The organism is Myroides odoratimimus, assembly GCF_001485415.1.
In the GTDB taxonomy this organism is placed as follows: domain Bacteria; phylum Bacteroidota; class Bacteroidia; order Flavobacteriales; family Flavobacteriaceae; genus Flavobacterium; species Flavobacterium odoratimimum.
On sequence record NZ_BCMQ01000035.1, the window covers coordinates 1 to 24,851 of the forward strand.

General features: G+C 34.4%; 25 protein-coding genes. 11 read left to right on the forward strand and 14 right to left on the reverse strand.

Annotation, left to right across the window (positions count from 1 at the left end; translation table 11 throughout):
• Positions 1-77: 77 nt before the first annotated feature.
• The 3 genes from MODO_RS17445 to MODO_RS17455 all read right to left on the reverse strand — a co-directional run bounded on the left by MODO_RS17445 (position 78) and on the right by MODO_RS17455 (position 2,253).
• Entirely contained in the window at positions 78-1,247 is a 1,170-nt protein-coding gene (locus MODO_RS17445) for an IS4 family transposase (protein WP_006258819.1), read from the reverse strand.
• Positions 1,248-1,457: 210 nt separating this feature from the next.
• Entirely contained in the window at positions 1,458-1,697 is a 240-nt protein-coding gene (locus MODO_RS17450; protein WP_016649072.1) for a type II toxin-antitoxin system ParD family antitoxin, read from the reverse strand.
• 163 nt (positions 1,698-1,860) lie between these two features.
• Positions 1,861-2,253, reverse strand: a complete 393-nt coding sequence (locus tag MODO_RS17455; RefSeq protein WP_016649073.1) for a RidA family protein — start codon at positions 2,251-2,253, stop codon at positions 1,861-1,863.
• 161 nt (positions 2,254-2,414) lie between these two features.
• Here MODO_RS17455 and MODO_RS17460 point away from each other — a divergent pair, with 161 nt between their 5' ends.
• The gene (locus tag MODO_RS17460; RefSeq protein WP_039330075.1) at positions 2,415-3,227 is read left to right on the forward strand and encodes an SMI1/KNR4 family protein; all 813 of its coding nucleotides are present in this window, start codon (positions 2,415-2,417) and stop codon (positions 3,225-3,227) included.
• An 8-nt stretch (positions 3,228-3,235) separates the two neighbouring features.
• Here MODO_RS17460 and MODO_RS17465 read toward each other — a convergent pair whose 3' ends face one another.
• On the reverse strand, positions 3,236-4,093 hold the full coding sequence (locus MODO_RS17465; RefSeq protein WP_039330069.1) for a helix-turn-helix domain-containing protein: 858 nt from the start codon (positions 4,091-4,093) through the stop codon (positions 3,236-3,238).
• 83 nt (positions 4,094-4,176) lie between these two features.
• On the opposite strand from MODO_RS17465, the gene MODO_RS17470 reads away from it, so the two are divergent.
• Together MODO_RS17470 and MODO_RS17475 are read left to right on the forward strand one after the other, a co-directional pair.
• The gene (locus MODO_RS17470) at positions 4,177-5,547 is read left to right on the forward strand and encodes an MFS transporter (protein ID WP_059051595.1); all 1,371 of its coding nucleotides are present in this window, start codon (positions 4,177-4,179) and stop codon (positions 5,545-5,547) included.
• A 5-nt stretch (positions 5,548-5,552) separates the two neighbouring features.
• Entirely contained in the window at positions 5,553-5,945 is a 393-nt protein-coding gene (locus tag MODO_RS17475; RefSeq protein WP_016649076.1) for a hypothetical protein, read from the forward strand.
• A gap of 61 nt (positions 5,946-6,006) precedes the next feature.
• Here MODO_RS17475 and MODO_RS17480 read toward each other — a convergent pair whose 3' ends face one another.
• The gene (locus MODO_RS17480) at positions 6,007-6,651 is read right to left on the reverse strand and encodes a suppressor of fused domain protein (RefSeq protein WP_059051596.1); all 645 of its coding nucleotides are present in this window, start codon (positions 6,649-6,651) and stop codon (positions 6,007-6,009) included.
• A 197-nt stretch (positions 6,652-6,848) separates the two neighbouring features.
• On the opposite strand from MODO_RS17480, the gene bshA reads away from it, so the two are divergent.
• Positions 6,849-7,976 (forward strand): N-acetyl-alpha-D-glucosaminyl L-malate synthase BshA, encoded by a 1,128-nt coding sequence (bshA, locus tag MODO_RS17485; RefSeq protein ID WP_006258317.1) that lies wholly within the window; start codon positions 6,849-6,851, stop codon positions 7,974-7,976.
• Positions 7,977-8,078: 102 nt separating this feature from the next.
• Here bshA and MODO_RS17490 read toward each other — a convergent pair whose 3' ends face one another.
• Together MODO_RS17490 and MODO_RS17495 are read right to left on the reverse strand one after the other, a co-directional pair.
• Positions 8,079-8,819: a hypothetical protein gene (locus MODO_RS17490; RefSeq protein WP_039330063.1), complete on the reverse strand. Its 741-nt coding sequence runs from the start codon at positions 8,817-8,819 to the stop codon at positions 8,079-8,081.
• Between the two features lie 260 nt (positions 8,820-9,079).
• Positions 9,080-9,931 (reverse strand): EamA family transporter, encoded by an 852-nt coding sequence (locus tag MODO_RS17495; RefSeq protein WP_039330060.1) that lies wholly within the window; start codon positions 9,929-9,931, stop codon positions 9,080-9,082.
• 369 nt (positions 9,932-10,300) lie between these two features.
• On the opposite strand from MODO_RS17495, the gene MODO_RS17500 reads away from it, so the two are divergent.
• From MODO_RS17500 to MODO_RS17515, 4 genes are all read left to right on the forward strand, one after another.
• Positions 10,301-10,510, forward strand: a complete 210-nt coding sequence (locus MODO_RS17500; RefSeq protein WP_006258313.1) for a DUF6140 family protein — start codon at positions 10,301-10,303, stop codon at positions 10,508-10,510.
• 692 nt (positions 10,511-11,202) lie between these two features.
• Positions 11,203-12,003, forward strand: coding sequence for a helix-turn-helix domain-containing protein (locus MODO_RS17505; protein WP_225581811.1), 801 nt, complete (start codon positions 11,203-11,205; stop codon positions 12,001-12,003).
• An 88-nt stretch (positions 12,004-12,091) separates the two neighbouring features.
• Complete coding sequence (locus MODO_RS17510) at positions 12,092-12,802, forward strand: ankyrin repeat domain-containing protein (RefSeq protein WP_039330059.1); 711 nt, start codon at positions 12,092-12,094, stop codon at positions 12,800-12,802.
• Between the two features lie 44 nt (positions 12,803-12,846).
• On the forward strand, positions 12,847-14,193 hold the full coding sequence (locus tag MODO_RS17515) for an amidohydrolase (RefSeq protein ID WP_006264077.1): 1,347 nt from the start codon (positions 12,847-12,849) through the stop codon (positions 14,191-14,193).
• Positions 14,194-14,510: 317 nt separating this feature from the next.
• On the opposite strand, the gene MODO_RS17520 is transcribed toward MODO_RS17515, so the two are convergent.
• The 4 genes from MODO_RS17520 to MODO_RS17535 form a co-directional block, all read right to left on the reverse strand.
• A complete protein-coding gene (locus MODO_RS17520) occupies positions 14,511-14,855 on the reverse strand; it encodes a DUF2853 family protein (RefSeq protein ID WP_006258306.1) in 345 nt (114 codons plus the stop codon).
• Positions 14,856-14,922: 67 nt separating this feature from the next.
• On the reverse strand, positions 14,923-16,578 hold the full coding sequence (gene menD / locus MODO_RS17525) for a 2-succinyl-5-enolpyruvyl-6-hydroxy-3-cyclohexene-1-carboxylic-acid synthase (protein ID WP_059051598.1): 1,656 nt from the start codon (positions 16,576-16,578) through the stop codon (positions 14,923-14,925).
• Between the two features lie 153 nt (positions 16,579-16,731).
• Complete coding sequence (locus tag MODO_RS17530) at positions 16,732-17,328, reverse strand: glutathione peroxidase (RefSeq protein WP_006261585.1); 597 nt, start codon at positions 17,326-17,328, stop codon at positions 16,732-16,734.
• Between the two features lie 79 nt (positions 17,329-17,407).
• Complete coding sequence (locus tag MODO_RS17535; protein ID WP_006265690.1) at positions 17,408-17,854, reverse strand: GNAT family N-acetyltransferase; 447 nt, start codon at positions 17,852-17,854, stop codon at positions 17,408-17,410.
• Between the two features lie 185 nt (positions 17,855-18,039).
• Here MODO_RS17535 and MODO_RS17540 point away from each other — a divergent pair, with 185 nt between their 5' ends.
• The gene (locus MODO_RS17540) at positions 18,040-18,885 is read left to right on the forward strand and encodes a prephenate dehydratase (RefSeq protein WP_006261583.1); all 846 of its coding nucleotides are present in this window, start codon (positions 18,040-18,042) and stop codon (positions 18,883-18,885) included.
• A 57-nt stretch (positions 18,886-18,942) separates the two neighbouring features.
• Here MODO_RS17540 and MODO_RS17545 read toward each other — a convergent pair whose 3' ends face one another.
• Positions 18,943-19,527, reverse strand: a complete 585-nt coding sequence (locus MODO_RS17545; RefSeq protein ID WP_039330054.1) for an O-methyltransferase — start codon at positions 19,525-19,527, stop codon at positions 18,943-18,945.
• 142 nt (positions 19,528-19,669) lie between these two features.
• On the opposite strand from MODO_RS17545, the gene MODO_RS17550 reads away from it, so the two are divergent.
• Complete coding sequence (locus MODO_RS17550; protein ID WP_059051601.1) at positions 19,670-21,592, forward strand: OmpA family protein; 1,923 nt, start codon at positions 19,670-19,672, stop codon at positions 21,590-21,592.
• 1,003 nt (positions 21,593-22,595) lie between these two features.
• Here MODO_RS17550 and MODO_RS17555 read toward each other — a convergent pair.
• Together MODO_RS17555 and MODO_RS17560 are read right to left on the reverse strand one after the other, a co-directional pair.
• Positions 22,596-23,138 (reverse strand): NADPH-dependent FMN reductase, encoded by a 543-nt coding sequence (locus MODO_RS17555; RefSeq protein WP_059051602.1) that lies wholly within the window; start codon positions 23,136-23,138, stop codon positions 22,596-22,598.
• Between the two features lie 222 nt (positions 23,139-23,360).
• Positions 23,361-24,179 (reverse strand): META domain-containing protein, encoded by an 819-nt coding sequence (locus MODO_RS17560; protein ID WP_059051604.1) that lies wholly within the window; start codon positions 24,177-24,179, stop codon positions 23,361-23,363.
• Positions 24,180-24,354: 175 nt separating this feature from the next.
• On the opposite strand from MODO_RS17560, the gene tnpA reads away from it, so the two are divergent.
• Positions 24,355-24,786 carry an IS200/IS605 family transposase gene (tnpA, locus tag MODO_RS17565; protein WP_059050942.1) on the forward strand — a complete coding sequence of 144 codons (432 nt, stop codon included), beginning with the start codon at positions 24,355-24,357 and terminating at the stop codon, positions 24,784-24,786.
• Positions 24,787-24,851 lie beyond the last annotated feature (65 nt).

Consider the following 24,851-nt stretch of genomic DNA (forward strand, 5'->3'; position numbering starts at 1 on the left):
CAATAGCGTCCTAAATAAATTTAAGGCATAAAATATCCTCCCATTTTAGTAGGTTATAGATGATATTTCGATAAAATTTAAAACAGAACCCCCTGTATCAATTTTGGAGGGGGTTTTTCTACCTCATTTATCGGATTATCTAACCATTTTTGCAGTTCAATTTTAACAAAAAGGTTTAGACGTATAAAAGCGACTAAATTAGATAAATGCCAACCAAATTGAGACTGAGCACGTAGAGCTTTCAGTATTAAAATAGTGATAAGTGCAGTCCAAATTTGTATCATTACAGCATTTTCTGAAGTTCCTATAAAAGACTTAATGTGTAGAAGTTGTTTAAGGTCTCTAAAGAATATTTCCACCATCCATCTACTTTTATAAAGCTCACTAATTGTATTAGCAGTCCAAGTAAATTGATTTGTGATAAGCTCTATAACTTGCTCATTTTCTTGATCCCATACCGCTACTCGTCTTAGTTTATTAGGATATAGTTGTTTTGAGTTACTATTAGTTAAAGTAATTATCTCATCTTTTAAAATATTTTGATGTCTATTCTCAGGTAGTTCCAACTCTTTAATTGTTTCAAATTTTAAGTTGTCTTTATGTCTAATGACAAAGAATACTTGTTTGCTGTCCCAAACGTTTAAAAGGCTAAAATCATTATAAAAACGATCGGCAACTATAACACTACCTTTAAGTAAAGGAATATCATAAGCTCCTTTATTATCAGCTGTTTTACCATTAGTAATATTGATATAAGCTGGTAGATTTCCATCAAAATCAAGTAATGTGTGCATTTTAACTGCTCCTTTATTGGTTTTGTATTTAGCCCAATCAAAGATGCTCAAGCATAGTGATATTGTGGTGGAGTCCAATAGTAAGATTTTTGACTTGATTCTAAACTTCACTTGTTTAAATTTGGGGTGCTGTCCTAAACTTTGAAGTAAAACAAAATAATACTCTTTAAAAAGTTTATGAGTTCTGTTTATGTTCTGATAACTTACTGAGGATTTAGATGGTGCTCTATCTATACCAAGGTGATTTAGGTTGCCTGTGGCTGAACGAAGTCCATTACTAATATCACGAACAGATTTGCTACGGGCAAAATGACAAAATAACATAGAGACAAGGTGACTCCAACTATTAAATCCTTTGTTGTGTTTGTCTGTCTGTTTTTCTTTTACGATTTTTTTGAATTTTGAACGATCAAGTTTTGCTATTATTTGTGAAAACAGTGTTATATTTACCATCGAGAGAGTCTTTTTTAGGTGTGCAACTCAAAGATAATTTGAGATCCGAAATTAACTCTCTTTTTTTGTGCCTTTTTTTAAATGTTTAGGACGCTATTGGAGTATAATATTTATTAGCTTGATGCTCAGACCATGCTTCAAAAGTATATGACCAAATTTCGGAGAGATCCTTAACCGCACGGTTAGTCAAAATATACTTTGCCATTATTTCTATTTGTTAGCCTTTAAAGCTTTTAGATGGTTGTTAGGGTCAAAGTCTGCAGCTATTCCACTATCAATTCCTTCTTGTATAGCATTTCTTAATACTTGTATCTCATTTTCTTCTTTCTCAAGAAGACGTAGACCAGCGCGAATGATCTCACTAGCATTTTTATAACGACCTTCATTTATTTTAGCTTCAACAAAACCTTCAAAGTAGTCTCCTAATGATACTGATGTATTACGTCCCATAACTTCTATTTTTATCAAAGTTACCAAAATTTGGTAATTTTAGATAGCGCATTTACTTTTATTTAGTATTTATTTTCAGTGTGTTAGGAGGCTTATAAGAAAAAAGAGTTGACCCAACTGAGCCAACTCTTGCGAATTACTTATTATGTATCAATCTAAACGACTACTTTGCAGCCCATATTTCTATTTCTAATTGAATCTCTGGCAATCCTAGTGCTGTGATATACCCAACAGTCATAGATGGGTAATCTGTACCAAAAGTGTTATCCCAAACTTCGTAGAAGAAGTCCCAGTCTATCTCTTGTGTCGCCCAAATATTAACTTTAATAACATCATCAGCAGTTAGTTTTTGACTACCTAATACTTGGATGATATTCATAAATGTGTTTTGTACTTGCGCATTAAATGTAGAAGGGATATTCCCCATCGCATCTGTACCTATTTGTCCTGAGAATGTATATAGATTAGCTCCTTTAGGAACCACAGTCACATGAGAATATCTTCCCACTGGTGCTGCTAAAGTGCTAGGATTAAGTCTTTGTATTTTTGTATTCATCCGCTATAAATTATTGTTTCACGCGCGAAATTAATCTATTGATTTTTGAATTTAAGTTTCCTAACTAACTTTAGCTTTTTTATAAGATAAATGGCTGTTTTTAGGGGTAAACATGTTTTCTAAATTTAGTTATTTTTGCTCATTATGCTAAACATAATAATATGGAAACTATTAATTATCAACTATTTTTAAAAGAGATAGCACCTTTTGAAAACTATTTGTTTTATAAAGCTTTAAAAGAGAAAGAAGTAGTAGAATTAGAGTCAAGTATCTCAAGATCGTTACCACCTTATTACAGAGAGTTCTTGTTAACTATTGGTATCTATCAAGATGTTATAGAAGGGCTATTCATTAATAAGAACGAATGGATAGAACAGAATGGGTATTTAGGTGAAGTAGAAGAGAACTATGTGATGATAGGGGATAATGGAGGTGAAGAATTTTGGTTGTTGCGTACAGATGATACAGATGATCGAACAGTTTATAATTGGGTAGATGACGAAATAGAAGAAACTGGTTTTGCTTTCGAGGATCTACTTGAGAGATGTTTAAACAATTTGAAGGATGATAGCTTATGTAAATTAAGCAATGATAAAAAAGCTTTAAGGATTAACTTCGTTTTACGCCCTGAACAAGAGAATAAACTAAGTGAAGTCTTAGGTATAGAATATACAGGAGAGTGGATAGAAGATATCCCTAATTTTGAAGATTTGAGAGATTATTTAAAAGATCAGCAGTTAAGTGTTTATAATATTCATGCAACATTAAATGGTCAATCTATTGAGATAAGAAAAGAGTATAGTGATAAAACAAAAGAAGCTGTGTATACTTTTGGTTACAACGAATCTTTATCAGTGTTAAGAGAGAATTCTAAAATAGAAGAGTATCAAACTTTGATAAAAGAACAGTTTCGCAACTCTTCTGTAAGCGTTTTTGATATTTATAATACCGATTTAACTGATTTAGTTTGGTAAGAGGCATATTATACTTTTTGGTGTTCTTTTTTATACTGTGAGGGAGTCATTTGTTTATATTTTTTAAACAATTTAGACAAATGACTTTCATCGTTAAAGCCTAGTTCAAAAGCTATTTCTTTTAATCTGGTATTGCTGTACTTAAGCCTAGTTTCTACTAACTTTAGCTTGTAATCTAAGATATAGTCTTGTAGTGATATCCCTGTCTGTTTCTTAAAATATTCACCCAGATAGTTTTTAGAAATACTAAACTCATTGGCTAACGCTTCTAAAGTCAACTTCTCCTTATGCCCAATGTGTTGCTGAATATAAGTGATCATTTTCATAATATCTTGTGCCTTTCTATTCTCATTGACTTGCTCATAATCGTGTAGAATAAGGTTACGAGCTACAAGGTTGAGTAGGATAGAAATGCATTGTCTTATGATTAAATAATCTTGTGTATGGTTATTGTGCTCTCGTTGAATACTGAGCAATAACTGTTCTGCAAATACAGCATCTTCTTCAGACTGGAACACACATCCCGCTTTAGTATGGTAGTTATGTGTGATATAGGTCAGCTTATTGATATTATCACAAGTCTCTATGCGATCTGCCTCTGTGCGAATCTGAATGATAAAGCTCTGAGGACATTCTATCACAAGGATTTGGCCATCTTTACTTTCAAAAGAATACGGTGTATCAAAAGGAATAATAAACAGCTTTCCCTTTTTAAAAGGGACTTTATGATCTTCATATAGACTCATCCCTTTTCCCTTTTGTATATACACGATAGTGAGATGCGCTTTTGGTTGTATACTAAAAACATCATCTATCAGTAGATGTTCTGTGATATGAATAGGGTCGAAGGTGTTTTTAGAAGTCATATTGTTTACTGTAAAAACCTTTTAAAGTACAAGGTAATTTGTATCTAGGGTGTTTCCTTTGCAAAGGAATAAAAATAAACAATATGAATGAATATAAAAACAGGTGGACTATTCTACGCTATTTAGTTATAGGAGCTTTTCTATCCCCTTTAGATTACTTTATTGTCAATATGGCACTGCCTGCTATTAAAGAATCATTCCATGCAACAGAAAATCAATTGCAGATGGTCATTGCGATATACGGACTTACGTATGCTGCTCTGGTAGTCTGTAGTGGAAAGCTTGGTGATATATATGGTAGGAGAACTATCTTTACGACAGGGCTGTGGATATTCTTAATCTCCTCTTTGGCGTGTGCATTTTCTCCTTCTGTACAGATGTTGATTTTCTCTCGTTTTTTGCAAGGAATAGGAGCCTCTTTATTAGCACCTCAGGTATTAGCTTCTATTCGAATCCTCTTTGACGAATCAGAACGAGCAAAGGCTTTAGGACTTTTTGGTTCTGTATTTGGCTTAGCAGCTATAGTAGGACAATTATTAGGTGGTGTACTATTAAATATTCATTTGTGGAATCTAACGTGGGAGATTATCTTTTTGGTAAATGTACCTGTGGCAGCTATTTGTCTATACGGTATTTATACTACTATGCCTAAGGAGAAAGTACAAAAACAAAAGTTAGATTACTTAGGTGTAGTCCTTGTGATTAGTGCGTTACTTTGTTTTATCACTCCTTTGATTTATGGAAGAACCTATGATTGGGTGTGGTGGATATTTGCTATTATAGGAGGTAGTATAGCACTTGCTATTAGCTTTGTGAAGTATGAACAATATAGAGAACAACGCCAAAAACCTGTCTTGTTATCTATCTCTTTGTTTAGTAATAAATCCTTTGCTTATAATTTGCCTATCATCTTGTTTTATAATTTTACCGCAGGGCTATTCATCTGTTATCCCTACTATTTACAGTCTTATCTAGGGTGGGATGTATTAGTAGCTGGTATGGCTGTTTTGCCTTATGGAATAGGTTTCTTTCTAGGGCCAATCTTATTTGCTAAGGTAGATAAGCAAGCTTCTTTTTGGATAAGATCAGGACTATTGTTATTATTAATCTCTTTCGTAGGGTTAGGTATATTATTTAGTCAATATGGTACACCGAACGCATTCATGCATGGCTTATTTCTATCAGCAGGACTTGGACACGGGCTGTTAATGCCTGTGATGATGAAAGAGAGTATTAAGTCCATAGCAATAGATCAAGTAGGGCAAGCATCAGGTATTGTGAGTACTACGATACAAGTAGGCAGTGTATTAGGAGGAGCAGTGATAGGTACTGTATTCTTTAGTTTAAGTAGTACTTTAGACTATCCTAAAGCCTTTGGGATAGCAATAGCAGTAATAGGGTTAGTACAATTAATCAGCATAGGTTTTTATGCTCAAATCAATAAACAAAAATAAATAAGATGAGTAATTTAGAATTAGGAAAACAACAGGTAATAGACTTTCACATCAATATACAGACTTGGTTTAACGGCACAGCATCTAATAAAGAAGAGTTGTATCAAGCGATAGTAAGTACATTCGACCCATTATTTGTAATGACTAACGGAGATGGTAAGAGTATGGGGTATGATACATTTACACAATGGTTAACTACTGCTTATGGAATCTTTCCAACAAGACAAATAGAGGTTAAGGATATAGAAGGATACGCTACTTTCGGACATGCAGTAGTTCACTATATAGAAATACAACAGACAGATGATTTAAAAACAGTTAGAGAATCATCAGCAGTATTTACCTTAAAAGAAGGTAAAGCGATGTGGTATAGCTTAGTGGAGCGTTGGGTTTTATAGGTTCTCGGTTCACAGTTTACGGTTTACAGTGAACCGTAAACCTTAAACTGTCCACCATTAACTACTTTCTATCTAAATCGACTATCAACAAAGGATTGTCTTGACGCAATTGTTCAAGTAGTTTTTCTGTTTCAGAAGTCTTAGGATTTTCTAGTAAGGCATCATATTCTTTCTGAGTAATACCAACCATCTGTAAGAAGTCTATACGTCCATTAGGAGTGTCTAAAGAGCCTAGTTCTGGGTCTAGTGCAAAAGCGATGGCTACTAAATCAGTATCGTAATCTAAACGAATAGGGCTATTAGTAGGGATAAAATGAAACTCTTCAAACCATTTTCCTGAGTTAAATACATATTTAGCCAAGTTATTCATAAGGTTCATCGCCCAATGAAAGTTTTCATCTCCTTGTTTTTTTAGACGCATTGTCAACTCAAAACCATATCCACTAAAGTCATTGTCTACAGCCTCGTCATTATAATATAAGTCAGAGAATCCATAGGTAACAATATGGAAATGATCTGTCTGTTGATCACTATTATATACACTTAATCCATCTAAAGGGTTTTCTCCACCTAAAGAGTAAGGTAATGCATTGCCGAAGTGCTGAGGTTCTTGCTCTCCATATTGCTTTGCTAAGTGATCAGAGATAGCATCCCATCCCACTGCATCTTCTTCATTGTATTTTTGTTGGTATTCTTCTTTTGTCATTTTTTCTATGTGTTATTTTATGCGTCTTATAGCCTAACAAAAATAGTCTTTTTGTTAAAATAAAATAGCTAAAAAGGATGTGTTACAGAGGTGTATTGTTAAAAAAGACGGCATAGAACAAAGTTGAAAGTTAAAACAAGAGATGTTATTAATAATAGAATTATCTTTAAGGATTCTAAAAAACAAGCATTAATTATATGAAAATAGCCATCGTATGCTATCCAACCTTTGGGGGTAGTGGTGTAGTAGCCACAGAATTAGGGTTGGAATTAGCGAAAAGAAATCACGAAGTGCATTTTATTACTTATAGCCAACCAGTGCGTTTAGCCTTGCTAAATCCTAATATATTTTATCACGAAGTAAATGTTCCTGAGTATCCATTATTCCATTATCAGCCTTATGAACTTGCCTTGTCAAGTAAATTAGTGGATATGGTGAAACTATTCAAGATCGATGTACTGCATGTACACTATGCTATTCCTCATGCTTATGCAGGGTATATGGCGAAGCAGATGTTGAAAGAACAAGGGATTAATCTACCGATGATTACAACACTACATGGTACAGATATTACTTTAGTAGGAAATCACCCGAACTATAAGACTGCAGTGAGCTTTAGCATCAATAATTCTGATTATGTGACTTCTGTATCTCAATCTTTAAAAGAATCTACTCACTGCCTGTTTGGTACTGAAAAGGAGATTCATGTCATTCCTAACTTTATAGAGGTAAAAGAATTAGACTGTGAAGACACACCGTGTAAGCGTAGTGCTATGGCTGGTAAAGATGAGGTGATCGTAACGCATATCAGTAACTTCAGAAAGGTGAAACGCATCGAAGATGTAGTCTCTATCTTTTATGGAATCCAAAAAGAGAGACCTGCTAAACTGATGTTAGTAGGGGACGGGCCTGAGAAAGAGCGTGCAGAACGCCAAGCATTAGAATTGGGAATCTATGATAAGATTATCTTCTTCGGTAATAGTAATGAGATAGAGCATATCTTATCTTATTCTGATCTATTCTTATTGCCATCAGAGACAGAGAGCTTCGGTCTAGCAGCCTTAGAAGCAATGGCGATGGGAGTACCTGTTATCTCTAGTAATACGGGAGGTCTTCCTGAGGTGAATGAGCATGGTGTATCAGGATATCTTAGTAATGTAGGAGATGTAGAGGATATGGTAGCGAATGCATTGAAGATCGTAAAAGATCAAGATACGCTATGTGGTTTTAAAGAACGCGCAAGAGAAGTAGCGAAGAAATTCAGTATAGATAAGGTCGTACCTCTATACGAAGATATTTATCGTGCTGCGATAGAGAAGAAGTAAGAATACTTTAAATAGAAAAGGGAGTCAAGTGATTGACTCCCTTTTATTTGCTGTGTATTTTGGTATCATCTTCTTTATCAGTAAACCAAAGTACAAATACCTCTATTTAGCATAGATAACCATACTAGGGTTATATTCTTTTGTATTATATAAAGTTAACCTTTGTGCAGTATTATTGATAGGGTAAAAGAACTGTATATCTGCTACTAAAAGCTCAAATTTTTCATCCGTATCAATACAATTACACAACCAGTCAGTTTCGTTTACAATAGAATCATGTATCGAAAATTCTATATTTAGCTCTCTAAGTGGTCCTTCTTTGGATAAGTCGTTGTCAGGGTGTATCGCAAAGGCTCTAATGCGCAGGAGTGCATCTGTACAACCTTTTGGGAAGACCACTTGTTCTTTTGGAATAAAAGAAGGTACCTGTACTTGCAGTACTTCTTTGTCTGTGTGTTGTACAATAATTCTTTCGAGGAAAGTGTCTTTAAACAGAGCTTTTCTATTGAACTCAAAACCTTCGAGTGCTTTACAATTGACCGAAAAAATCGACCTTTGTTTAAAATCAATCTTATCCTCCTGGTGCATGATACTCATGAGGTGCCCTAAAAATCGAGAATGCATATAGCTCTCATGTCTTTTGTTTAAATGAATCTCGATTACCTGTCGAATAAAGGAAGAGTTATGAGATACACTTCGCATTAATTTTGCATTGTGATTTTTTGATTTGTCTTGTTTTGAACGATTAGGCCTTGTTTGGAATATCTGCTTGCCTCTGTGTTCTTTTCCATAAATAGGTCCTATTATACCTACTAGGAGTTTTTTGGAATTAATTCTAGCCATAATGTTGTTGGTTTTAATAGTTGATAATAAGTATTTTATATCAAAAATCGAGCCGAATGTTCAGCATCTGATGGTAGAATTATAGTATAGTGATTGCATTCTTTTATAGCTTTATTATGTGACCACTATGCGATAAGTATCCGATAGGTATGCAATCAGTGCCATTAAAAAGTAATGCTTACTTATTTGTTTAAAATGCATCTGTATAAAAAAGGGTTATTCTAATCATGAGAATAACCCTTTTTAGGATATATAAATAACTAAGCTTCTTTTTTAGTGCTAAATATAGTAGAGCCTACACTCGCAGTGATCACACAGGCTATAGAGATCCACTGTGTCATGGTGAGGTGCTCTTTTAAGAATAGAAGACCTGACATGGCTGCAAAGGCAGGCTGTAAACTAGTAAGGATACTGAATGTCTTGGCTGGTAACTTCTTTAGTGCAACTAAATCTAGAGAGAAAGGTAAGGCACTAGATAGAATAGCGACTAATACACCTAACCCTAAGCTACCCCAGGTCAACTTCTCTAGTCCTCCCATAAATAAGGCTACAGGGACTACGATAAACGTAGCGAATACAAGACCTACTGATACTGCATGGTTTGTATTCATTTCTTTAGAGACTTTACTTCCCATCACGATATAACACGCCCAAAATACACCTGCTGTAGCGGCTAATCCTAGTCCTATAATATCTACATTGTTAGTCTGCCACGGAACGATTAATAATATCCCTGCACAAGCAAATAAAGCCCATACGATATCTAATACTTTTCGAGATAAGAATAGCGCTAGAAATAAAGGGCCTATAAATTCTATCGTCACTCCTAGTCCTAATGGAATGCGCTGTATAGCGAGATAGAAGATCATATTCATCAGGGCAATAGAACCTCCAAATAGCCCACAGTACAACCATTCTTTTTTAGAGAACTTCGAAATCTTCGGACGATTAATAATATTAAGGAATATAGCTGATATGCCTATTCTCAAAGCGGTCGTTCCGGTAGCTCCAACTACAGGAAATAATTGCTTGGCTACAGATGCTCCCCCTTGTACACACATCATAGAGGTCAGGGCAGCAGCAACTGAAGATGCTGTAGTGTTTTTTTTCATTTATAATGGTTAGGTAGTAGAGGCTTGTATGATGTAGTATATCTAGGTTAGTAGGTATAATACTTCATATAGCGAACTTGTCTTAAGGTTAATCTCCAAAGCTATGATAATTTCTAAAACTATCAAATAGAAGAACAAGTACTTATTTGAATGGAGTTAATAAGGAACAATACTCACCTATTGAAAGGAGTAGATAGGGATAGAATTACATAAGGTGATTTTCGATATAAAATATTTTTATTGGGTGAATATGAGCTTTTTTTGAGTGAATGAATATTTGAATTTTCTCACTCAAAAAAAGTGGGGTTTGGCACTTTATTGTTATGATACATAGTGTGTTAGAACTAACTTAGATTTAAAATTAGAGCTATGGCAAGATATAAAGCTACGGTGATACGCACATATAATAATGAGCAGGTTTACCTCGAAAAAGGGATGAGTGTTGATTTTGTGTCATTTGCACATCCTTGGTTAGACAATGGCAAGGTGGTACAAGAGGCATTTAGACGAGTATATGGTATTGACTTCTCTAAAGGCGGCGGTTGTAGCCCTGCCTTTATAGAAGTGGTGGAGGTTTAGTGTAAAGGAGAATGATAACTTATTTAGATAAAAGATGAAAAATAGAATATATTTAAAACGACTCCCACTTAGCGATATTTCGTAGCAAGGAAGCTGGTTTTAGAGAGTAATAAGTAGATGTTTTAGAGCAAAAAGTACTTTAAAATTTGGTAGTTCAATATATAATTGTTTTCTTTGGCCTCGGTAATAGATTAAAAAAGAGCTCTTTTGAGCTGTATTTGATTGGTTATGAGAGGGAGATAGGAGCAGGGAACCCAAAAAATGAAATTACCATTCTTAAGTTAGAATAATTAATTCATCTACTAAATTAATATCACAGTTAAAGCCTATCCTTATAAAGGAATGGGCTTTTCTTTTTATACATGAGATTTGAAATGTTAATTTATAGGATTAGAATAAACGAAAGAGGGAGGCTTATATTGGCTTTTTATAGGTTGATAGATGGCTGAAATGATATTCTTATAAAGGAATGATAATAATTACAGTTGTTTTATTGTGTAAATAATTCTCAATGTGTGAACTTTGTGATGTTTTAACTAAAAATAGTTTAACATGAATTTGAATTGAATTATTTTTAGCGACTATAAATGTCACTTGAATTAATATACCATACAAAATACGTGAATAGAAATACTAAAATTCAGACACTTTCCACTTCCACCATTTTAGGGGAAGATACCTGGGATATAACTTTGTTCAAACATATTGAGAAAGGTAGAAATGATTTGTTGTCCCCACACAAGCATGATTTCTACTTTATCTTCTTCGTTGAAAAAGGAGGAGGATACCACGATATTGATTTTGAAAGAGTAGACGTAGTAGATTACCAAGTGTTTTTCTTGAGACCCCAGCAAGTGCACTATTGGTTATTGGAGAATCATACTGTTGGATTTCAACTGATGTTCTCACCTACTATCTTACAATCTCTGAATACGACTTATAGTCCTTTAGCTTATTTTCAATTAGGAGCACCGAATCAGATGTTGCTAACGAAGGAGAGCTTTGAGAAGTATAAGGCAGATTTAGAGGAATTAGAAGGACGATTAGCTAAGAATCAGATTATTGACCGAGAGATTGCTCTATTGTCGTTTCATTTATTGCTAAAACACTTACACAAGGATTATGTAGACTATCATGAGGGAGTGAATCCTCATAGTATAGATAAGAACATACTCCAGTTCGAAGAGTTGTTAGAAGTACACTTTAAAGAACAAAGTAGTGTAGCATTTTATGCTGAGCAATTAAAGATCACTCCGAATTATTTAAATATTCTTTGTAAAAAGGTATTGGGAACTAATGCGGGATCATTAATTCAGAATAGACTATTGCTAGAAGCAAAGAGGTTATTGACTACAACGAATATTTCGATTAAAGAGATTGCCTTTTCGTTGTCTTTTAATGATACGAGCTATTTTAATAATTTCTTCAAAAAACAATTGGGAGTAACACCTGGTGAGTTTAGATCGAGTTATAAAAATTCCAATAATCTATAAAAATATTACAACTTCCTTCCTATCAGTGCTTCTATCTTTGTATTAGTAGTTATAAGTAACGAACTTAACCTATTAAAAATCAAGAGATATGAAAATGAGAAGAAGAATAGCTATATTACTTTTTATTGGCTTTATCGGAGGTGCGGCTATGGCTTGTAACTCGTCAGATGAAAGTTCAACCCATTCAAATGAAGTAGTAGATATGAAGGAAGTATCATTATTTACCGCGATTAAGAATAATAACCTTACTGCTGTGAAACAGCTTCTTGAAAGTAAGGTAGATATAGAACAGCGCAACGAAAAAGGAGAGACTCCTCTGATGTATGCTGTATATCAAAATCGCAATGCTATCGCAAAGATTTTAATGCAAGCAGGGGCAAATGTCAATGCCCAAGACAAGGTTCTTAATAGCCCTTTCTTATATGCAGGAGCAGAAGGTAATTTAGAAATAGTGCAAGAGGCGTTAAAATACGGTGCAGACTTTACTGTGTTTAACCGTTATAATGGTAGTGCACTTATACCTGCGGCAGAAAAAGGTCATTTAGAAGTAGTAAAATTACTGGTTAACTATCCCAATTATCCTATCAATCATGTTAATAGACTAGGCTGGACAGCGCTTATGGAAGCTATAGTCCTTAGCAATGGCGGTGCTGTACATACTAGTATCGTGGATGAATTAATTAAGGGTGGTGTGAATGTGAATATTCCTGACGCTGATGGAATAACTCCATTACAACATGCTCAAAAGAGAAATTATACAGGAATGGTGAAGTTGTTAAAAGCAGCTGGTGCTAAATAAACTGTATATTCGATAGGTGTATAACAATAATAGGAAACAACAACATGATAAATAGAAAGCAATTTCTAGGATTAACAGCGGCGGCAGCTGGTGGATTATTTATTCCATCAGTAGGCTCGTCAGCGAAAGCAAGTACTGAAAGAAGTTCTGTTAAGGCAAATGTGTTCATTCTGCGCAATGTCTTATTAGAAACTGGCTTTGAGTATAATGATAGAGGGGAAGTGTGGCGTACTAAGACAGCCTTATTTGATATACGCATTGCCAATGGAGTTATTGTTTCTATTGATAAGGTAGGAATGTCCGATACATCAGGTATTATCAGTGTAGATATGGATGGATTACTAATGTTGCCAGGATTTAGAGATATGCATATTCATATCGATAAAACGTTCTATGGAGAGCGCTGGTATGGTGATCCTAAACCTGGTCGATCTGTTAAAGATATGATCGATCTGGAAAGAAGAATATTACCTAATCTATTAGTTAAGTCAGTAGAAAAAGCGGAGATGGCGATAGACTTAATGAATAGTCAAGGAACTTATTTTGCAAGGTGTCAGACTAATATAGACCCGACTAGTGGACTGAAGAGCTTAGAGAATCTAAAAATAGCACTAGAGAATAAAAAAGAAGTGATGGGGAGTGAGATAGTTGCTTTTCCTCAGCATGGTATTTTATATTCTGATAGTGAGGCTCTGCTAAGAGAATCGGCTCAACTAGGGGTGGATTATATTGGAGGGCTTGACCCAACTACGGTAGATGGGAATATGGAGAAGTCTTTAGATATCATGATTCAAATCGCTTTAGATTATGACAAAGGAATAGATATCCATCTTCATGAAGGAGCTAAAACAGGCATTCCTGCTATCCAATATATTTTAAAACAAGTAGAAGCTAATAAAGCGTTACAAGGACGTACTTATATCAGTCATGGCTTCGCTCTAGGGCAGTCAGATGCTAAGGAATTAGAGGAGTTATGTACACAGATGAGTACTAATGGAGTAGGAGTGATCTCTACTGTACCACTAGGGCGCTCTATGATGCCTATACCTACATTCTATAAGCATAAGGTAAGTGTGATGACGGGTACAGATAGTATTATAGATCACTGGCAACCATTTGGGAACTGTGATATGTTAGAAAAAGCAAAGCACTGTGCCGAACTTTATGGATGGACAGATGAGCTAAGACTGAGTCGTGCATTACAAATAGCGACTAAGGATCAGGTACTACCACTGAATGAAGCAGGAGATCGCCAATGGCCAAAAGTAGGAGATTCAGCAGACCTTGTTTTCGTGAAGGCTAGTTGCTCTGCGGAGGCAGTGGCTCGTACTCCAGAGAGAGAAGCCACTTTCTATAAAGGAAAGAGAGTGTACTCAAGAAAAACTGTTTAGTAATCTAAACAATAAGAACGTTTTTTCATACCCAATTTTATATTTTTTTTTAAACATCAAAGACATTGCATTTATAGAGACCTGATATGGAAAGCCCAAAAATAACAGAAGGAAGTAGTATTTGATTTAGTGATAATAGTGTTTTCTAAAGTTTACTCCTAAAGGTTGATATACTTGTATAAGCGTAAATGTTTTTGGAAGTACCCCCATTAGAGACTTGTCATTAGATGAGTCTCTAATTTTTTAGTGATGAGCATAAAAAAAGGAACAGTCACAGAGCTGCTCCTTTTAAAGTACATTAATATATTTACGTTATATTATTTCTTGTAAACACTTTCTTTTTTGAAGTGAACAGTCAATAAGTAATAAACTACAGCTCTGTATTTATTTCTATTTGATTGACCGTATTTGTCCATAACAGCTTGGATACCTTTATCTAACTCTGGTCCATCTTTAAGACCTAACTTTTTAATTAAAAAGTTGTTTTTAACTGTAGCTAACTCAGACTCTGAAGAACCAGCAACGGTAGAAGAATCTTGGTTATAAATAGATGGTCCACATCCAATAGTTACAGCAGTTAATAAATCCATATTAGCTGTTACACCACACTTATCTTTTAAATCAGCAGCGTACTTTTGAATTAATTCGTCTCTTTTACTCATAATTTTCTTTTTTATTGAGTACAAGATACATAAAATTTCAATACGCAAGCATTAATCGCTGTTAAAATTACATATTGCGAAAATAGTTGCTCAGTACAGTATTATTAACCTCAGTAGGAGTGAATACTTCTAGAATAGCAGGACCGTTATTATCTTCAAAAAACAATTGACATTGCTGTTCTAGTTCTTCTTTGTTAGTCGCTGTTTGATATTTAAAATTATACATCTTTGCCAAGTGCTCAGCTGTGTGATGATGGCTTGTCTCAAAGTAAGTATTAAATACAGGTGTTTCTTTATGTCCTGGCAAGATTCTGAAAATACCACCACCACCATTGTTTAACAATAGTATTTTAAAGTCTTTAGGAATATAGTTATTCCACAGTCCATTACTATCATAAAGAAAACCGATATCCCCTGTGATTAATAAGGTAGGCTTTTGGGTAGCTACAGCAGCCCCTATAGCCGTAGAAGTACTTCCATCTATTCCGCTAGTACCTCTATTACAATAAACAGGGTTAGAAGCGTCTATTTTGATTAATTGAGCATAGCGTATTGCTGAGCTATTACTGATTTGCAATTGGGTTCCTTTTGGCAATTTAGCAAATAAGGTTTCGAATACACTTAGATCACTAAATGGTATTGTCTTTAAATATGCCTCATGCTTAGCTAGTCTAGCTGTGACAATGCTCTGCATCCAAGTGTAATAGTTAGATGTGGTATAGTGTTCTACGTTTTCTTTAATGGTTTGGAAGAAGTTCTCAGGCGTATCTAATACTGCTTTGTTAAGCGCATTATAAGTATCATAATGTCTTAGGGTATCAATATGCCAATGCTGAGCAGGTTTATACTTACGCAAGAATGCTTTGATTCTCTTACTGATCACCATTCCTCCAAAAGTAATCAAAAGATCAGGTTGAAAGGTTAAGAAATCTTCTTCAGAGAATGTGGTAATGATGCGATCGATATGTTCTACGCAGTGAGGGTGGTGCAGGTTAGAGGTAGTCTCTGTCATGATAATAACAGAAGGATCATTTGCTAACCAGTCTATCATCTCCTGACTTAGTGCATCAGGTGTATTAACACCTACAAGGATCAACTTCTTAGTTGCCTCTTTATAACTATCTATATATTGATCAAACTCTTTGAATTGAAGAGGTAGCGTCTCTAGGTTGATGATAGTAGGAGTAACTGTAAGTTCCTCTACAGTATTGTATAGCGGCTCTTCAAAAGGAGCATTGATATGCACAGGGCCTTTTTGGGCTATCGCTGTATTAATAGCATTGTTAATTAGAATATCATTTTCATTACTCGCCTCTTCTGTTAGATTAGCATTGTACACGATATGGTTCTCATATACATTGCGCTGTCTGATGGTCTGACCATCTCCTATATCAATCTTAGAGGTAGGTCTATCTGCAGAGATAATAACCATCGGTATCTGACTATAGAAGGCTTCTGCTACAGCTGGATAATAGTTAAGAAGAGCTGATCCAGACGTACAGACTAAGGCAATAGGGAACGCTGTCTGTTGGGCAATTCCCATACCGAAGAAGGCTGCACAGCGCTCATCTGCGAGACTGTAACACGTAAAAAAAGGATCACTAGCAAAGCCTATTGTTAATGGGGCATTGCGTGATCCTGGTGATATGATTATATGTTGAATATTCTTTGCTTTACAAATTTCAATAATACTTTGCGCTAGTTCTATTTGTGGATAGTTCATAATTTAAAAGTAAAACCCAAAGATACGAACAAACCCATTGTATTAAACCTCAAATCCGCAGAAAACATTTAATCGCTAATTGAAGCTATGTAAAGTAGAATTAATTCACAGTAAATGGTAGCTGAGGATTTAAGGTTAAATATGTAAAGTGACTTATTTTGCCTTAACCCAAGCTTTGATTTCTGGGTCATCTGGTAGTGTTCTAGGGTTGATTACTTTCACTAAATGACCAGTTTCGTCTATTAAGTACTTTTGGAAATTCCACTGTACTTCACTGTCTTCTAATCCATTCTTAGACTTTTTAGTTAAGAACTCATATATCGGTGCAATATCATCTCCTTTTACAGATATCTTATTCATCATTGGGAATGATACACCATAATTCTGCTCACAGAAAGTAGCGATTTCTTCATTGCTACCTGGTTCTTGAGATCCAAAGTTGTTCGCAGGGAAACCAACGATTACAAAGTTGTCTCCTCCGAATTCGTTATACATATTCTGAAGTTGTTTATACTGAGGTGTAAGACCGCATTCAGAAGCAGTGTTCACAATCATGATTTTCTTTCCTTTTAAGGAAGCAAAGTCAAACTCTTCTCCATAAAGGTCAGTAACCTTAAATTGGTAAATTGTTTTTTTGTCTTTTGGGGTTTGTGTCATAATGCTTTTATTGGTATTAATATTAGTATGGTGTGTGTTTGCAAAAATGGGTGTAATGGCTAAGATAGCCGCCATAACGAATAACTTTTTCATAATGATGTGAGTTTTATTGAGGTGAAATTACAAAACTGTTTTTAATTCCCTACTTGTTTTAACGCTTAATTTGTTTTCTTTAGTATTTTAAACGCATCACATAGAGGTCTAAACCTTTTGCCCAATAATCTTCTTGAGTTTCTATCACTTCAAAATTGTGTTTTTCAAAAAAACGGTACACCACCTGAGAGGTACGCACTTGTATTGTTTTGATTCTATGATCAGGCTTTAGGAGGTTTAATCTGTGTTTTAAGAGTAGAGAACCTGCACCTTTTCGATGATAATCAGGATGTAAGAATCCCCAACTCAATGAAGCAAATTCCTTCTCGAAGTTTCTGTTAATACCTGCAGCACCTATAATCTTGTCATTGTCTAAGGCTACATAGTAGAGGTCTAGATACTGATCTAGGTATAGCGCTAGGTCATCTACTTCTTCTTGCGCAAAATAAGTAGGGACATTGAGCTGAAGGATATCGAGTAAGATTTGCTTGTCTTCTTTCTGATAAGGTCTGATTGTTATACTCATTAATTTAGTAATTAGCTGTTATAAAAGTGTAATTGGTGTGATTAATTTAAATCCAATAGGGATTAATAGGCTAAAAGTAATAAAAACTTAAAATATGGAGTATAAAAACTGCTTATTATAAGTATAAACTACTAACTTTGATAGTTTGCCAATATTGCAATTATTAAAGCCCAAAAACATATTTTATGAAATCAGTAGTCATTCAAGGAATCAAAGGATCTTTCCACCATGAAGCAGTTGGGAAGTTCTTTGGTTCAGAAGAAGTAGAGATAGTGGATAGTCCTACTTTTAATTCGTTAGTAAAACAGTTAGTCAATAAAGAAGTAGATTATGGCATGATGGCGATAGAGAACTCTATTGCAGGATCTATATTACCTAATTACTCGTTGTTAACTAAGAATGACTTGTATATTTGGGGAGAGATTGCTCTTCCTATTAGACATAATTTACTAGCCTTAAAAGGACAGACATTAGCGGATATTACAGAGGTGCGTACACACCCTATGGCCTTATTACAATGCGAGAACTTCTTAGATCAATATACTGATTGGAAGCGTCTAGCGATGGATGATACGGCTACATGCGCTAGAAATATTCAAGAGAAACAGTATAAAGGTGTTGCATCTATCGGATCTACATTAGCCGCAGAGATGTATGATCTAGAGATCTTAGCAGAGAATATCCATGACGTGTATGATAACTATACACGATTTTTCTTGTTAAGTAGAGAGCCTAAGAAAGTAGAAGGGTTTAATAAAGCTTCACTATATTTTTATACAGATCACCAAAAAGGAAGTCTAAATAGAGTATTAGAGATACTAGCTTCTCATGATTTAAACTTGAGTAAGATACAGTCTGTGCCTCTGTCAGGAAGTGTGTTCCAGTACTCATTCCACGCAGGTGTTGTTTTAGTCAATGAAGATTATGACAAGTATTATAAGGCGATGGAAGAAGTAACTAAGGCTACTCGATACTTAAAGGTATTAGGAGAGTATAAACAAGATAAATTAGTCATACCAGACCACCAATAGCTACAATTTTAGTAGTATAAGTAAAAAAGCGTGAATGAGATTATTCACGCTTTTTCTTTACTGCTTAGAAACTAATAACAATCCTGCTCCGATAGGGAGGATGACTTTCTTAAACTTATTCTCATCTATTCCATTGATAAACTCTTCTACTTCTGCTTCATGTGAGATTACATTATCTACTACCAATAGACTAGATTCAGTCTGATCTAATAGACGTTCTAGATTTTTCCAATATCCTGTATAATAACTTCTCTCTGCATCTAATAAGATAAGATCAAAATCAAGATTAGTATCAGCTAGATATTCTCCTGCGTCATAGGTTAGCAATTCCACATAAGACTGTAGGTTAAATTGTTTTAGGTTTTCAAATGCCTTATTTGTACGTTCCCTTTCGATATCTATAGAGATAATTTCTCCGTGATGATGAGATACAGCTTCGGCTAACCATATTGTTGAAAACCCATTAGAAGTACCTAGTTCCAGTATTCTCTTAGCTTGTTTTGTTTTGACTAATAGCGAAAGGAACTCTGCAGACTCAGGTTCTATATTGCGCCATTTATCTAATCGGTCTGTTTTTTGAGCATCTTCTTTTTTAAAAGTGTCATAAAGAGCTAAGAATGCTTTTTTTAATTCAATATTCATACTGAAGGGATTTTTATCTGATTTTGAACAACTAATTTACAGAATATACGTTAGTATAGTAAGTAATTAAAGTAGTATTTTTGAGTAATAAATAGTTAAAATAGAGTACATTTATCTCTATTGGTCTATATAACAGAATAGTATGAGAATTTTTTTGATGGTTTTACTGTGTAGTTTAAGTATAACTGTACAAGCAAAAAAGAAACCAAGCTTAAAACGAGCAGACAAATATTATAAGAATACCGAGTATGCTAAGGCAGCGGACGAATATAAAAGACTTATATTAGGACGTCGTACAGCTGATTATATTTATTTGCAATTAGCAGATTGTTATGATCGGTTAAATCAAGATATTGAAGCGTCAAGATATTATGGTAAAGCAATTGCTCAAAACGACTCTACACTTAAGCCAGATATCTATTATAAGTATGCTAAAGTGATGGAGAAGAATGGGCGTTATGAAGCAGCCAAAGATATGATGCAACAATTCGTTCGTCGAGCACCTCAAGATGCAAGAGCAAAAGACTTTTTAGCCAAACCAGATGCACATAAGGACTTAGTTGACAGATATCCTACTTATATGTTTCAGGAGTCAGGCCTTAATCATTTAGAATATGACGATTTTGGAGCATGGTTAAATCCTGGTGATACGTTGTACTTCGCGTCAAATAGAACAAAGCACGAAAAGAAAATACCTAGAAAGATATTTGAAGTAAGAGATAAGTGGCAACGCAAGCCTAACTTTGATCTTTATACTGCTGAGTTTAAGGGAAAAGATGAACCTATAAAAGGCGTAACGCGTATTAAAGGGCGTGTCAATAGACGATTTAATGACGGCCCTAGTGTGATCTCTGCTAATGGGCAACGTATCTATTTCGCTTCAGAAGCCTATAGAAATAGGAAGTTTAGAAAGAATGATAACGTCAAGCATAGAGATCATCTAATGAGTTTATTCTATGCTAAGAAGAAGAAAAAGAAGTGGAAGAGAGTAAAGCCACTACGCTTTACCCGCGCAGGCTTTATGTATACGAGCCCAGCATTATCGCCTGATGGCAAATTCTTATACTTTGCCTCTAATATGCCAGGAAGTTATGGAGAATTAGACATATGGCGTGTAGCCCTATTAGAAGATGATGAGTTCGGAAAACCAGAGAACCTTGGGCCAGTGATTAATTCAGGAACTCGTAATGATTATCCTTTCGTTTCGTCAGACAATAAGTTATACTTTAGTTCTGATCGATGGGGAGGATATGGAGGAATGGATGTGTATGTATCAGATTTAAATAATCTATCTAATGCACCTACTAATCTTGGAGAGCCTATTAACACAGCTAAGAACGATTTCGCTTTTAGCTTTTATCCTGATAAGAATATGGGATTATTCTCTTCTGATAGAATAGGTCGTACAGATATATATAAGGCATTCCCGCTGTGCTTTGTAGAGTTTAGAACTATGCTTAAAAACAAGAGCTTTAATACTCCTGTAGCTGATGCTAAAGTAGAGTTTATCAATACTAGACGTAGAGTAGAAGATCATGGCGTATCTAATAGAAGTGGGATGGCTAGAGGAGAAGTGAAGTGTAGCGAGACTTATAAGATTAAGGTCTCTCACCCAGATTATTTAGATGAAATCATTGATATCACAGTAAATGCTGAAGAAGGGGTACAGGAGATAGACGTATTCTTAAGGCCTCTAGAAGAACTCGTAATAGGGAAAGACAAAATCGAATTAGGAGATATCCAATTTGCCTTTAATCAGACCGAAATTACAGAGAATAGTAAGATAGAATTAGATAAGCTAGTAAAAGTGATGAAGCGCTACCCTAGTATGCGAGTTAAAATTAACTCACACTCTGACAGTAAAGGAAATCCAGCTTATAACTTAAAATTGTCAAATGATAGAGCGAAGGCTACACTTGACTATATTGTATCACAAGGTATAGAAAGTAGTAGGTTAGAATCTCAGGGATATGGATCACAAGAGCTAAAAGTAGAATGTGAACCATGTAGTGAATGGGAAGACGCACAGAATAGACGATCAGAGTTTATTATCCTTCAAAGATAATATATGAGTATAAAAATAGTAAAGGCAGTGAGTTATCTCACTGCCTTTTTCTATTAATAGAACTCTTTATTTATCATAAAAACGGAATGTAATGAACTTTATTCTTATTTATCAGATGATTTAGTTGTTGTATTTAGCTAATAAAGGTTATTATATTAAGTTAATTAATTGTTAAATAATATTTGTGCTCTTATCACCATTAGTGATTTAAGAAAAATTAGAAGTAGAATGTATAGACTGTTTATTATAGAATAAGTCAATAGTGTTTTTGTAGATTAGTTATAAGATGAGTAGTGTATTAACTATTTTACTTGTTAAAAGTGAAGAGATGTAGGCGAGGGGAGACAAATGTTAGTTTAAGGATTTTATAGGAGGTGAACTTATTATTACTATTATCTACAATAGGTGAATGGGCTTAAAAAGCCAGTGTTTACAAGGGTTTTTATAGTGTAAAAACATGTCTACATTTGCTCAGTACAAAAAACATAACAATAAAATAATTGATGCGAAAATGATCGGTTAGATAGGCTTTATAGATGGTTCTTTTGAAAGTTATAAGCAATAGTATTTTTCATAGTTAAAAAGAATATCAACTCTAGCCAAGTTAGTTCTAGCCTAATCGATTTAAAGTATGTGTCAAAGAATCTTTCTGACATAGTAATCATATTATATAGACAGAAAGATTCTTACAATGAGATCATTCCCTCCTAAGCTTAATTTTTTTAAAAAAACATTGCTTGTGAAGAAGAGACTGAATTAGGGTTAGAGAGGGATTGTTTTTTAAGTGTTATGTACTAAAAGTGAGTGTTATTTAAGAAAAGGATTTAGTGAGATCCAAATAGGGTGTTTTTCAAAAATTGTTTTATAGGGAATGAGAGGTAGGAATGCCTCTCTTTTTCCTGAGTAGCACTGAGATATACGAATACCAACCAAGAAAAAAATAGTTGTTGTCTTGATAGTAATAAAAAAGCCTATTTTGAATTATTCAAATAGGCTTTTTGTTTTATCGCGTTTGACTCTCTATTAGAAGGTCAGTTAACATTGACATTTTCTTTTTGTAGACTTCTGAGATATCATTGTCTTCATATAAGTCAGAATTACTAATCGGTATAGAATAAGGCAAAGACCATGCTCTAAGTGCTTTTGCGATATTGTCTAGAGCTTGTATACCTTGCATAGCTTGGTTACCAGCTGACCAACATGTAAATCCTACTATTTTATTTGTCAAATAAGCAGGATGGTCTTTGGCTGTTATTTCTAACCAATCGATAGCATTCTTCATTACTCCAGTAAGACTACCATGGTAGAGTGGAGTAAGCCAAATCATCACATCTGCTTCTCTAAAAGCATTCGCAAAGGCCATAACGTCTGCTGGGACATTATCCATTAATTTAGCTTGAAATATAGGAATTTGAAAATCTGATAAGTGAACCTGTCGAACTTCAATATTAGAATTTATGAACTGATCTGCATAATACTGTGCAATGCGTCGCGATGTACGGAATGCTTCTTCGTCTAAAGAACCATTAAAAATTAAAGCTTTCATAAAACTAAATTGTTATTAATCCACTAAGGTAAAGAATTTATCAATTGTAAAGCCTTTATAAGCTTATCTTAATTTTTATTTAACCCTCATTAGAAAGCTGATAATATTGAATATTTATTCTGTTATAATTGATTTATAGTTAGTTGTATAAAAAAACCTGTGAAGTATAATTTCACAGGTTTTAGATATTTTAATGACTGTATTCTGTTACAGTCTTGTGTTTTATAAAGAGTTTTTCTTTGCTAAGTCAAACTTCATAATCACCTTATTGTTTTGTAAGATATTTAAAGTCTGATCTGTAATTTCGAATGGGTAAGTAGAGTTGTCAAAGTATTTTAAGAACTCGTCTTTGCTACTATTACCACATGATTTAGTCGTATCTGATTGAAGTTCAAATAAAGTGACTGTACTCGTTTTTGTATTGATAGCAAATGGAGCTTCGAATAAAGCACATCCGTTATTTCCTTTCACTAAGTAATTGTGAAAGTCAAAAGTTATCCATTGTCTATAAGGTCTTTTTTCACCACCATCTAGCTCTACTAATTTCCAGTCATAACGACGTACATCTTTAGCTACTTTATCTAATTTCTCATCAGCGAATACATACTCGATTCTATCTTTAGTCATTAGGTATAATAAACCTTCTTTCTCATTGAAGGTAATTGTACCATTAGAAATACGCTTTAAGAACTTGTTCTCATCATATTTAACATCTGTAGCACATTCTTTATTCGTTTTAGAATCAAAACGAGTCGTTAGATGTGTACCTTTTGAGTTAACAGAAGTTTTCGACACAGGAATTTCAAACACATTACACCCAGCAAATCCAGTGATAGTAGATCCATATTCGCGACTAAGCATGATATGCTTATCAGTAGGAGTTAGGGTTCCTGGTTTGCTATTGTCTTGTAATACCCATCTAACATTCCATATACCATCTGGTGCTAATGGATGTCTTTCTTGAGAATCGAAAGAACCTTGTTGTGCAAAAGTTACTAAGCTTGTTAAACAAAGAAATAAACTAGTAGCGTATTTTTTCATAATAAATATTAAAATAATTCTAAATATACATGATACATTTACCTTCTTTTTGTTAACTAAATTTTTATAATATATTGATTTATATGTATTTAGTTTATTGGTCGCAGACTGTAGTTAAAACTATGCACTTTAGTGCATTTAGCTTTCAGCTTCTAAAAATGTTTACCTTTGATATATGGAATATCAACGAACCGGAGGACATAGTGTATCACGTTTAACTGCCCATATAGTATGGGTGACTAAATATCGTTATCCAGTATTGGAAGGAGATATTCAGATACGTTGTCGTAGTCTGATCATTCAGATTTGTGAAGCAGAAGATATTCAAATTTTAAAAGGTGTAGTATCAAAGGACCATGTTCATCTTCATATAGAATATCGACCATCTCAAAACATAAGCAATATTGTCAAACTCTTCAAGGGTCGTACCTCAAGGAAACTCCAAATAGAATTTCCTGAGTTGAAGCACAGATACTGGGGACGTCACTTTTGGGCAATAGGCTTTGGTTGTTGGAGTACAGGAAATATTACTGATGAAATGCTAAATCAATATCTTGAACACCATCGTAAATCAAATGATAACGGAGGTAACTTTATACTTGAGTAAGTAGCTCCACCCAGGCAGACTTTAGTCTGCTTTAACAAACTATGGACTTTCAGTCCATAGTGGTT